This window comes from Neobacillus sp. YX16 (assembly GCF_030123505.1).
Taxonomy (GTDB): Bacteria; Bacillota; Bacilli; order Bacillales; family Cytobacillaceae; genus Neobacillus.
The window spans coordinates 3,604,440-3,616,583 of sequence record NZ_CP126115.1 but is presented as its reverse complement, the minus strand read 5'-3'; the positions used below and the strand labels follow the sequence as shown (position 1 = coordinate 3,616,583).

The 12,144-nt window shown below is 40.0% G+C and carries 10 protein-coding genes; 9 read left to right on the top strand and 1 reads right to left on the bottom strand.

Annotation, left to right across the window (positions count from 1 at the left end; genetic code table 11):
- The first annotated feature begins 75 nt into the window (after positions 1 to 75).
- The 7 genes from QNH48_RS17555 to QNH48_RS17525 all read left to right on the top strand — a co-directional run bounded on the left by QNH48_RS17555 (position 76) and on the right by QNH48_RS17525 (position 8,639).
- Positions 76 to 1,254, top strand: coding sequence for an ROK family transcriptional regulator (locus QNH48_RS17555; RefSeq protein ID WP_283951335.1), 1,179 nt, complete (start codon positions 76 to 78; stop codon positions 1,252 to 1,254).
- Between the two features lie 98 nt (positions 1,255 to 1,352).
- Positions 1,353 to 2,441: an extracellular solute-binding protein gene (locus QNH48_RS17550; RefSeq protein ID WP_283951334.1), complete on the top strand. Its 1,089-nt coding sequence runs from the start codon at positions 1,353 to 1,355 to the stop codon at positions 2,439 to 2,441.
- A gap of 148 nt (positions 2,442 to 2,589) precedes the next feature.
- Positions 2,590 to 3,660, top strand: coding sequence for an ABC transporter ATP-binding protein (locus QNH48_RS17545; protein ID WP_283955808.1), 1,071 nt, complete (start codon positions 2,590 to 2,592; stop codon positions 3,658 to 3,660).
- An 11-nt stretch (positions 3,661 to 3,671) separates the two neighbouring features.
- Positions 3,672 to 5,399 (top strand): ABC transporter permease, encoded by a 1,728-nt coding sequence (locus tag QNH48_RS17540; RefSeq protein ID WP_283951333.1) that lies wholly within the window; start codon positions 3,672 to 3,674, stop codon positions 5,397 to 5,399.
- Positions 5,400 to 5,414: 15 nt separating this feature from the next.
- Positions 5,415 to 6,146 (top strand): creatininase family protein, encoded by a 732-nt coding sequence (locus QNH48_RS17535; protein WP_283951332.1) that lies wholly within the window; start codon positions 5,415 to 5,417, stop codon positions 6,144 to 6,146.
- A 23-nt stretch (positions 6,147 to 6,169) separates the two neighbouring features.
- Positions 6,170 to 7,693, top strand: a complete 1,524-nt coding sequence (gene argH / locus QNH48_RS17530) for an argininosuccinate lyase (protein ID WP_481858426.1) — start codon at positions 6,170 to 6,172, stop codon at positions 7,691 to 7,693.
- Positions 7,686 to 8,639, top strand: a complete 954-nt coding sequence (locus QNH48_RS17525; RefSeq protein WP_283951330.1) for an N-acetylglucosamine kinase — start codon at positions 7,686 to 7,688, stop codon at positions 8,637 to 8,639. Before argH ends, QNH48_RS17525 begins: the two co-directional genes overlap by 8 nt.
- 140 nt (positions 8,640 to 8,779) lie before the next feature.
- On the opposite strand, the gene QNH48_RS17520 is transcribed toward QNH48_RS17525, so the two are convergent.
- Positions 8,780 to 9,505, bottom strand: coding sequence for a hypothetical protein (locus QNH48_RS17520; RefSeq protein ID WP_283951329.1), 726 nt, complete (start codon positions 9,503 to 9,505; stop codon positions 8,780 to 8,782).
- Positions 9,506 to 9,615: 110 nt separating this feature from the next.
- Here QNH48_RS17520 and QNH48_RS17515 point away from each other — a divergent pair, with 110 nt between their 5' ends.
- Complete coding sequence (locus tag QNH48_RS17515) at positions 9,616 to 10,371, top strand: gluconate 2-dehydrogenase subunit 3 family protein (protein ID WP_283951328.1); 756 nt, start codon at positions 9,616 to 9,618, stop codon at positions 10,369 to 10,371.
- Between the two features lie 46 nt (positions 10,372 to 10,417).
- A complete protein-coding gene (locus tag QNH48_RS17510; RefSeq protein WP_283951327.1) occupies positions 10,418 to 12,133 on the top strand; it encodes a GMC family oxidoreductase in 1,716 nt (571 codons plus the stop codon).
- Positions 12,134 to 12,144 lie beyond the last annotated feature (11 nt).

The following is a 12,144-nucleotide window of genomic DNA, read 5'->3' as shown; positions in this document are numbered from 1 at the left end:
TAAACTTACTAACTAACAAATAGAATTAAGGCCGTGATGATGATGAATAAGAAACTATCTAATGCAGAAATACGGATGAATAATAAAAAAATTGTACTGCAATGTATAAAAAATCATCAACCTATTTCTAGAGCAGAAATCGCGGAAAAGGTCCTTTTTAGTAAGCCAACCGTTTCCTTACTGGTCGATGAATTAGTTAGAGAGAATTGGGTTCATGAAAAAGGTATCGGAGAATCCTCTTCACAGGGTGGCAGGAGACCTATTCATCTTTATTTTAATGAAAAGGCAGCCTATGTTATCGGGGTGGATATCGGTGGCACCAAAGTAAAAACCGTCATTTCTGATCTTGGGGGAACGATTATTTGTGCAAGCAGCTTTCATACTAGGAAACATTTAGAAAATGGGTTATTTAAACAAATTCAAAAAGAAGTACAAGAGATGATTCTAAGGAATCAGTTGGATAAAGGTTTGATTCTCGGCATGGGAGTAGGAGTACCAGGTATCACTGAAACGAAAACGGGGGTTGTTATTGAAGCTCCAAGCTTAAAATGGGTTCGTTATCCGTTTTTAATAGAAGCTGAACGATTCTTTTCCTTCCCTGTATATGTTGATAATGATGTCAATATAGCCGTTCTTGGCGAACAATGGTTAGGCAGGGCTAAAAATAAAGAGAATGTACTGTTTATTTCTGTGGGAACAGGGATCGGCAGTGGAATTATTATTCATAATCAGCTATATCGAGGATCCTCTTATGCGTCTGGAGAGCTAGGATATATGGTTACAGATAAAAATGATATGAAAAATGAGTTCAAACCTATCTTTCATCGATATGGTTACCTCGAAAGTGTTGCAGGTGGAAAAGCGATTGGAAGAAAATTCACACAGCTTGTCCAGCAAAACAAGAGTCATCCTTTATGTAAAGAAGCGACAGAAACGGAGTTGACGGGTGAGCAGGCTTTCTTATTTGCGATAGCAGGAGATGTAACCGCTCTTTCTGTTGTGGAAAACGCCATTGAACATTTAGCCTATGGAATCGTCAATGCTGCTTCTCTATTAAATCCAGAAGTTATTATTCTTGATGGAGGAGTGATGAAATCAGCTGATTTCATTCTTCCAAGATTACAAAAAATTGTTCATCAATACCTGCCTAGTTCGGTAGAAATATATCGTTCACAATTAGGGGAAAATGCAGGAGTTTTAGGAGCTGTTTCATTGTTCCTGCGGGAATACGATAGCATCTTAAATGAGGTTTAAATTGGTAACTTTTTTAGTGGATGTTTTTACTTTGGTTCTTAGTGGGTAATATTTGCCTACTTTAAGAATAAATAAATTTCATTTAGAGGGGGAGTAGTATGTTTAAGAAGAAAAATTTATTGGTGTTCTTGATAGCTGTACTGATGCTTTTCGTGTCAGCCTGTTCGAGCAGTTCCTCTGGTGGGGAAAAACCAGCGAAAGAAAATGATGATGGAAAAAAAGAAGAAACAGTTGAACCTAGTGGTAACCTTGTTATTTATACTGCCCGTGACCAAACGATTGTCGACAAAGTTGTTGATATGTTCAACGAAAAATACCCTGATGTTCAGGTAGATGTATTAACCATGGGAGCACAGCAAGTTCTTGAACGTGTTCGTGGAGAAAAGGCCAATCCTCAAGCTGACTTTTGGTGGGGTGGAACACAATCTGCATTTATGACAGCAGCAAATGAAGATTTGTTAGAACCCTTCAAACCAAGCTTTGATGCAAGTATTTTACCAGAACATAAGGATTCAAAAGGCCTTTGGTATGGAGAAATGCTGCTGCCAGAAGTAATCATGTACAACTCTGACATGCTTAAGAAAGACGAAGCTCCACAGGATTGGGATGATTTACTTGATTCTAAATGGAAAGACCAAATCATCATTCGTGGTGTATTAGCATCAGGAACAATGAGGACCATCTACTCTGCTATGATTCATGAACAAGGTGCAGATAACCCTGAAGCGGGCTATGAGTGGCTTAAAAAGCTTGATGCCAATACAAAAGAATATGCACAAGATCCAACAAACCTATACTTAAAGCTTGCTCGTCAAGAAGGTTCTATTTCTCTTTGGAATCTACAAGATATTCTAATCCAAAAAAATCAGCACAACCAACCATTTGATTTCGTGTATCCAGAAAGTGGAGCACCAATTTTAGTTGATGCTGTTGGTCTTGTCAAAGATGCGAAAAACCTAGAAAACGCAAAATTATTCTATGAATTCTTGTTTGATCCAGAAACTCGTACAACATTAGCTGAAGATTTATACCAAATTCCTACTCGTACAGACATCGACAAATCCTCTATGCCGGATTGGTACCAAGAGCTTGAATTGAAGGCATTAGATCTTGACTGGGAAGTAATGGCTGAAAAAGAAGCTGAGTGGATGCAGCAGTGGGATGAAAATATTAAAGGGAAAAATTAATAGATTACCATAAAAGGGGTGAAGGAGTTTTTTCACCCTCTTTTACAAGGTAGGAAGGTATGAAAATACTTTCTTACCTTGTAAAAGAATAAGCCCTAATAAAGGCTTTTCTTTTTGGCTCATTTTTAAGAACAGCGAGGTGTTTGTGTTGAAAAGTGTAAGGCTTAACCACGTTAGTAAAATGTTTGGAACCGCCATTGGAGTAGAAAACGTTGATATCGATGTGAAACCGGGAGAGTTTTTTACCTTTTTAGGTCCATCAGGATGTGGAAAAACAACGACATTACGGATGATTGCGGGATTCTATTTTCCGTCAAAAGGGAAGATTCTTTTTGATAACAAGGATGTCACTACCCTGCAGCCTAATAAACGGAATATTGGAATGGTCTTTCAAAACTATGCCCTTTTTCCTCATATGACTGTCTTTGAAAATATTGCATTCGGTCTTGAAGTTCGTAAAATGTCAAAAGCGGTTATAAAAGAAAAAGTCGAACGTGCTCAAAAGCTTGTTCATCTAGAAAAATATGGGACTCGTAAAATTAATGAGCTTTCAGGTGGTCAACAACAGCGTGTTGCCTTAGCTCGAGCGTTAGTCATTGAACCAGATATTCTTCTTCTTGATGAACCGCTGTCCAACTTAGATGCGAAATTGCGTGAGGAAACGAGATTAGAGATTAAAAGACTTCAAGTTGAACTAGGTGTGACGACTATATATGTTACCCACGATCAGACAGAAGCCATGACGATGTCCGATCGAATTATGGTTATGAAGGAAGGAGTCGTACAACAAATTGGCACACCGCAAGAAATTTATAACCTACCTACAAATCATTTTGTTGCTTCCTTTATTGGAGAATCAAATATCCTTGAAGCTGAAGTCGTTGAAGTCAAAGCTGATGCCGTCAAGGTGAAATTGGATGACGACATCTTCGTTCAAGGAAGTATGACACAATCTGCAAATGGAAAAAAGCTAAAGGTAGGAGAATCTATTAAAGTTTCGATTCGTCCTGAAACGGTGTATGAGGGAACCGGTCCTAATCAGGTGACAGGCACAGTTCAATTTGTGGAATTTACCGGGGTAAGTATCAATTATGTTGTTAAAGTAGGCTCTAACATCATGAAGGTCATGATTATCAATAAAGGAAATGAAATCCTTAAGCGCGGTGATTCTATTACCCTTCACGTACCTGAAAAAGGGATCTACTTAATTGGCGAATAGGATGTGAAAAAATGAGTGCAAATCAAAGTACGGCCGTGCACGATAACTGGTGGTCTCGGCTGACACGTTCAAAATATTTTGTCTATGTTTTAATTTCACCACTGTTTTTAGTTCTTTTAGCGTATGTTATTTATCCATTTTACCAAACCTTTCTTCAAAGTGTAGTCGGTGAAGAAGGAGGCACTCTCGAAAATTACCAACGCTTTTTTGGTTTAACCAGTACTGCCAACCTTGAAGCGCTTTGGACAAGTGTATATATTTCGGTCATCAGTGTGATTACCTGTGCTATTGTTGGTGTCACCATGGCTTTTTTAATGGAACGATACGAGTTTCCAGGAAGAAAACTGCTGTCCGTCCTAATTCTGGTACCGATGGCATTGCCTCCGCTTGTAGGTGTGTTATCTTTTACCTTTCTCTATGGAGAAAGCGGTATTATCCCAAGGGCATTTCAGGTATTATTTGATCTCGAAAAAGTACCGTTCTCATTAAAAGGTGTTATGGGTGTAATCGTTGTTCATACGTTCACCATGTACACGTACTTTTATCTAACTGCAGCAGCAGCGATTAAAGGTCTCGATCCTTCCTTGGAAGAAGCAGCAACAAGCCTTGGGTCAGGAAGAATTCGCATTTGGTTAAAGGTTATCCTGCCTATGTTAACTCCGGCGTTAATCGCATCTTCCTTACTTGTGTTTATGATTTCAATGGCGTCATACACAGCACCGTTGATGTTTGGTGTTGAGCGAACGATGACGATGCAAATCTACTTATCTCGTACAAATGGAAGTCTTGATATGGCAGCAACACAATCTACTATTCTTTCGATTGTTTCGATTTCCTTTTTAATTATGATGAGATGGTACCAAGGACGTCGAAACTATCAAAATCAAAGTAAGGGAATCAGTGTTCATCGCACCGAATTACGTTCCCAATTTGCAAAATACATGTCTATGTTTCTTTCATTTATAGGAGTCATTATATTAATGCTTCCAATTCTTGTTCTTGTCCTGATTTCTTTTTCCGTAGACGGAGAATGGACGGTTCAAGTGATTCCAACTGCTTATACATTGCAGCACTATATTGATTTGTTTACGGATGAGCGAACCTGGCGTCCAATATGGAACAGTTTACAGATGAGTTTTGTGGCAACAGCCGGAAATATTTTGTTCGGTGTGGCGGCTGCCTATGCCATGGTACGTACGAGGTTTAAAGGAAAAGCCTTACTGGATATTTTAATTATGGTTCCATGGGCACTTCCTGGTACCGTTGTAGCGGTTAACTTAATTGCTGCATTTAGTGAACCTAGTGTATTCAGCTTTAATCAAGTCTTAATTGGTACTTTTTGGATTTTACCATTAGCGTATTTTGTCCGGCATTTACCACTTATTTTCCGTTCGACCTCAGCAGCATTGATGCAAATGGATGAATCTATAGAGGAAGCGGCACGAAGCTTAGGTGCAAACTGGTGGTATACGTTTAGAAGAGTGGTTGTTCCGATGGCTTTCTCGGGTATTTTAGCAGGAACCTTGCTGGCCTTGGTTCAAGGGATAGGGGAATTTGTTGCCTCCATCTTAATTTATAGTACCTCTACTATGCCGTTATCTGTTGCGATATTCCAAAAAATGTATGCCTTCCAATTCGGAACAGCTTGCGCATACGGTGTGCTGCAAATCATTCTGATTATTATAGTACTTTTTGTTTCGCAAAAAATAACAGATGGAAAAGCAGGATCAGCCATTTAAAAGGGGGGGATCTCATTGAAAGCATGTGATGTTCATGGAAGAGACCTACATTCGCTTGCGCAGGCAACATTTGCTGTTGTTCCATTAGGGAGCTTTGAGTATCACGGTCCACATTCTCCTTTAGGTACGGATATTGTTTTAGCAGAAGGTTTTGCGAATTTGATTGATACGAGCTTAGGGGGTGCCGTGTTCCCAACGGTTCCTTATACAGCCTGTCCTGGAAAAACCAACAAATATAAAGGGACCATTCCGATTCGACCAAGCATTATTCACGAATACTTGATTGATATTACGATGGGTATTATTGAACAAGGCATTAAGAAAATAATTTTATTAAATGCCCATGATGGCAATATGGGTGTTTCTCGAACGGTAGCGGAATATGTAACAGGCAAGCATCCGGATACAAGCTTCTTATTAGTGAACTGGTGGCAAATGGTTGCAATCGACGCTGCAGAAGAAATTGGTTTTGAAGGTACAAAAGGCAGAGGGCATGGCGGACCATACGAAATGTCTGCTGTGAAAGCGTTTCGTCCTGATTTAGTACATGTAGAAGAAGAGGATAAAGAGTTTAAAGAGGAGCATCCTCTCTCTAATTACCCATACATTCTTGTAGAAGGAACTCCGAAGGCATGGGATGGTTATACAGGGCTTATTCAGCAAACCTCTTATGAAAAGGGCAAGATAATTGTTGAAAAAGCATCTGTAAATATGAATGATTTAATCAAAAACTGGCTTGAATATTAATCAAATCGAAGGGATTGACCAATGTGAAACCCTCACTTAGAGAGCAAATCTTAAAAAAAGAAGGTACAACTTTTCCTTCTAAAACCTATACATCCATGGTTCTTGAACCAGCCTATGATGAGGCAAAGCAACAATTTATTGAATCAATGGTGGAGATTCATAATGCCCATTTGATCATGCTCGTGGAACAAGGGCTTGTTGAAAGTGAAGAGGCACAAAAAATTGCGAAAGCCGTTTCTAACTTGGATATGGAAGATGTTAAAAGAAGAAGCTACACCGGTGAATTTGAGGACTTATTTTTTGAAGTTGAGCATTCTTTAATTGAAGATGCAGGTGATATTGCTGGAAATCTTCATATAGCAAGAAGCCGAAATGATATGGGCATTGCTATTTACCGTATGACACTGCGAAAGAAGCTTTTAGTATTGGTGGAAAAGGCGTTAAACCTTCGCGAGGCCATTATCGAATTGACAGATGAACATAAAGAGACCGTGATGATCGGTTACACACATACCCAGCAGGCGCAGCCAACAACATTGAGTCATTATTTAAATGCGATGACCGATATGCTTACACGTGATATCTATCGGATGCAGGCAGCCTACAAAACGGTCAATCGCAGCAGTATGGGAGCAGCTGCCTTAACAACATCAGGATTTGCGATTAATCGAGAACGTATGAAAGAACTCCTTGGTTTCGAGGAGATGATTGATAATGCTTGGGATGCTGTTGCAGGCGCAGATTATATAGCGGAGAGTGCGACCGCTGTTCAGTTATCAGCACTAAATTTAGGAAGATCCATGCAAGACTTCTTATTATGGGGTACACAGGAGTATGGTGCATTTCTTCTTTCGGCACCTTATGTGCAAATTAGTTCAATCATGCCGCAAAAACGAAATCCTGTTTCGATTGAGCATATGAGGGCCCTTTTATCTAGTGTAGCAGGGGATTGTCAAACAGTCTTACTAATGGTCCATAATACACCCTTTGGAGATATTGTTGATACTGAGGATGATATGCAGCCTTATATCTGGAAAGCAATTGAAAGATTAGGCGGCATTTATGATTTATTAACGTCTGTTTTACTCACGATGGAGGTTAATAAAGAAACCCTTCTGAAAAGAGCAAAAGAAAGCTTTGCAAATGTGACTGAATTAGCCGATACCATTGTCCGAAAAGATGGATTATCCTTCCGTCAGGCCCACCATGTGGTTAGTTTAACGGTTAAGGAATTGATGAAAAACGGAAAAACATCATTAGAATCCTTAACTTTGGAACTTTTAAACGATCAATCAAAAAATGTAGCAGGAAAGAAATCTGTTCTAACAGAAGAAGAATTAAAACAATGCCTAAGCCCTGAATACTTTGTTCAAATCCGTGATTTACAAGGTGGACCTAGCCCAAGCAGAATGGAAAAAACAATTCAAGTCCGAATACAGGAACAGGAAGAATTAGCAAGCTGGTTAAATGAAAGACAAGATCACCTTACTACATCTGCTTTAAAGGTTAAGGAGATTATTACGAATTGGACTGGAGCACATGAATAAGAACCCCATCAAACTGCTCGCGGTCGATGGTGGCGGCACGAAAACATTGGCTGTCCTTGTTAATGAAGATGGAACAATTCTTGGTAAAGGAAAGGCCGGGGCTTCTAATTATCAGGTAGTAGGGGCGGAAGCTGCCAAAGAGGCTTTAGTTGAAGCCATTCTTGCTGCTTTTCAAGACGCAGGTGGTTTGATGGCTGTGGAAAAAGCAGTATTTGCACTAGCTGGAATTGATACGGCAAAGGATGAAAAAGTCGTAGCAGGTATGGTTCAGCATGCAGTTAATGGATTGTCGATCGAGATTGGAAGTTTAGTAGTAGAAAATGATTGCCTATCCGCCTTATTAGGAGCTACCCAAGATAAAGCTGGCATCCTCTTAATCGCCGGAACAGGCTCTATTGTGTACGCTCATGACGGGAATAAACAAATTGTTCGTTCAGGCGGGTGGGGACACCGAGTCGGTGATGAAGGAAGCGGCTATTGGATTGGAAAACAAGCCATTCAGTCTGTCTTAAAAATGCAGGATGGACGTGGAGAAGAAACGATTTTGTCTCGGCTTGTATTGGATAAATTTAGTTTCGATAAAATTGAAGATTTATATAATTGGACTTATAGTGATTCCTACTCTGTTGACGATGTTGGAGCCCTTGCTACTGTAGTGGATGAGGCCTATCGGTTAGGTGATGCAGTTAGTATACGAATCTTAGATCATGCAGTGAATGAACTAATACTGCTCCTAAAAACAGCTATTGTTAAAGTTGGTATCGAACAGGACAATTTTGAAATAATTTTGCAAGGCGGCGTCTTCCATCACAATGCTTATATAAAAGAACAAGTAAGTGAAAGAATTCAACTAATCACTCCAAACGTTAAAATTATCACGACCATAGAAGAACCGATTTGTTATATTATCAAGCGTGGTTTGAATTACTGTAGCAGTCTGGAGTAAGTGGGAAAGAGATGAATGAGGGTTATGAAAAATGAGTGCTTCATCGGTATCAAGAAAACCGTGAAACACTCGTTTTTATTTTCTAAGGTCGAACCTTAGAAAATCGCTGCAATTTATTATCCCCGCACTTCCAATATTGCTTATTTTTCCCTCGTCATTTTTACGAGCGTAATAATATCTTGTGAAACGGTATCATATGGAACGGAGTCTGCTTTTAAATTGTTTTTAATCTTTTCAATAAGCACCATTGCTTCCGGATTTGTTACGGTAAGTGTCTGGACATTGCCATTGAAGACCTTGTTCATATAATTTTTTGCTTTCTCGAGGTTATCATCCACATCTTGAGCAGCTGTATTGTTCATATTAGCTGGATCTTTTTTGTTCAGGTCTTTTCTTGACATTCCATCTACACCGTTGAGGACATGCTCCTGCATGGAATCGTATTGATTGGAAGTCACTTCAGGGGTTGCGCGCGCAAGGATGACCGTGTCGTCTAATACAAACACCTTTATACCATTGATTCCTTCACCGCCTAATCTAGATTCAAGATGAGAAGAAATCCCGCCATCATTTAAACCTGAGCTTCCAATCAAGCTGTAAACATTTGTTCCCGCTCCATGAGAGGTCCCCCCATGTTCATCCGTTGTTTGTCTTTTTTCCCCGTTTTCACTAGGAATAATTAAGCCATCATTCATATTTCTTGCTGAAATACTTTTATCATAGACGCTTGTTTGGTGTGCTCCATGATTGTCATGCTGGCCTTCTTCGGCTTTAACAGAATCATCAAGTACATTTTGTTGACCTGAGCACGCTGTGAGGAATAAGGCTGCACTGAAAATAGCCGCATTTTTCCACATAATTTTCATTTTTTACCACCTCAAAAAAATAGAATTAATGTTATCATGCCCAAATTTTTTTTACGTATGAATGGATTTTTTTGGGGTAATCTATCCTTAAAATGTAGGAGGTGGATTTTATGGCAGAAAACTACAAGCAACAAGAAAAGAAGGAATCACTTTCTCGTCGCAAATTCCTCAAGAGTTCTGGAATTGCGGTTGGAGGATTGGCTGTAGGCGGTGCATTAGGCAGTTTACTTCCCTTTAAAGACAAAACAACAAATAATCTAGATGTTAAAAATCAGCGGGTGGCCGAAAACTATAATCTTGCATTGATGTATTTTTCTCGAGAGCAATTTGACTTGGTTGAGGCCGCAACGGAGCGGATTTTTCCTGCTGATGATAATGGTCCAGGTGCGAAGGATTTAGGTGTTGCCTATTTTATTGATCACCAATTAAGTGGGGACTGGGGCTTTAATTCAAGGGAATACATGCAGCCTCCTTTCTTCAAAGGAGAAAAAGTCCAAGGCTATCAAGGTCGTCTTAGAAGACGTGAAATTTTCGATATTGGTTTACGAGAATTGCAAAATCACAGTTTAACAAAGTATAAAAAGAATTTTGTTGAGCTAAGCGAAGAGGAACAAGACGATATATTAAAGGATTTTGCAGAGGACAAGGTTAACCTTACGACCCTTTCTCCAAGTGGCTTTTTCAACATGCTGCGGAGCAGTACATTAGAAGGGGCCTTTAGTGACCCTTTGTACAGTGGAAATCGGAACATGGAGGGCTGGAAAATGCGAAATTACCCCGGAAGTCAAATGACTTATACAGAAATCATTGATAAAGAATTTAAAGCCATTCCTCCAAAAAGTCTAAAGGATCACCTTGGACATTAATGTAAAGAGAATTTGCACTAAATCGACAATGAATGAGGTGTAAGAAGTGGTAAAGAAATTACCGAAAATTGATGTTGTCATTGTTGGAGTAGGCTGGGCTGGTGGGATTATTGCAGCCGAGTTAACGAAACAAGGCTTAAATTGTGTCGGATTGGAAAGAGGAAAAGAACGAAAAACAGAAGATTATTTTATGATACATGATGAACTTCGTTATGCCCTAAGGTACGACCTGATGCAGAATCTTTCGAACGAGACGATTACGTTCAGAGGAAATGAAAAAATCCGTGCTCTGCCAATGCGGCAGTACGGTTCCTTTCTATTAGGGGAGGGACTAGGGGGCTCGGGTGTTCATTGGAACGGACAAACCTACCGCTTCCTCCCATACGATTTTGAAATTCGCAGCAAAACCATTGAAAGATACGGTGAAAAAAAGATTCCAAAGGATATGACCATTCAAGATTGGGGAATTACCTATGATGAATTGGAGCCATATTTCGATAAATTTGAAAAAATGGCTGGGATTTCAGGGGAAGAAAACCCTCTAGCTGGGAAAAGGTCCAGTCCGTATCCAACCCCGCCGATGAAAACAACACCAGCACTTGAAAAATTTAAGAAGGCGGCTACCAACTTAAAGCTTCATCCCTATAATCGCCCTTCCGCAAATCTTTCAGAGGCGTACACAAATCCGGATGGGGTAGCGCGTGCAGCATGTCAATATTGTGCTTATTGTGAGAGGTTCGGCTGTGAATATGGGGCAAAAGCAGACCCTGTTGTGACCGTTATTCCAGTAGCAAAAAAGACTGGAAAATTTGAAATTCGCACGCATTCCAATGTCAGGCGAGTGTTGAAATCTGGCAATAAAGCAACCGGAGTCATGTATGTGGATACAACAACGGGGGAAGAAATTGAACAGCCTGCTGATATTGTGGTGTTAACAAGCTATGTATTTAATAATGTTCGGTTATTATTACAATCGGGCATTGGCCGTCCATATGACCCGGTGTCTGGGACTGGGGTGATTGGGAAAAATTATGCCTACCAAGTCCAAAAAGGAAATGCAACCGGCTTCTTTGAAAAGGAAGAATTTAATACTTTTGCTGGTGCAGGTGCACTCGGCATGACAGTAGATGATTTTAATGGCGATAACTTTGATCACTCCAATCTTAATTTTATTCATGGTGGCTCGATTGCCATTTCTCAAACCGGTCTTCGGCCGATTTCAAATAACACGGTCCCAAAAGGTACTCCTTCATGGGGTAAAGAATTTAAAGCCAATTCGGTCAAATATGCAAATCGGGTTTTATCCGTTGGCGGACAAGGAGCAAGTATGCCATTTAAGCATCATTATATTGACCTTGATCCGACATACAAGGATGAATTTGGCGATCCGTTAATTCGGATTACCTATGATTTTGAAGAGCAAGACCGCCAACTAGCCAAGTATTTATCGGAACGATGCAAAGAAATCATGAAAGAAATGGGCGCGGATCATATCGATACGATGGAGGAACTGGGTCCTTATGATATTACCACCTATCAATCCACTCATAACACAGGCGGTATCATCATGGGCGCAGACCCAAATACATCTGCCGTAAATAATTATTCGCAAATGTGGGAAGCTGAAAATGTGTTTGTAGTTGGCGCCTCAGCGTTCGCACATAATAGCGGCTATAATCCAACCGGCACGGTCGGGGCATTCTCATACCGAGCAGCTGAAGGGATTTTATCCTATAGTCAAAAAGGTGGCATATTAGCTTAAATCACGCTAAG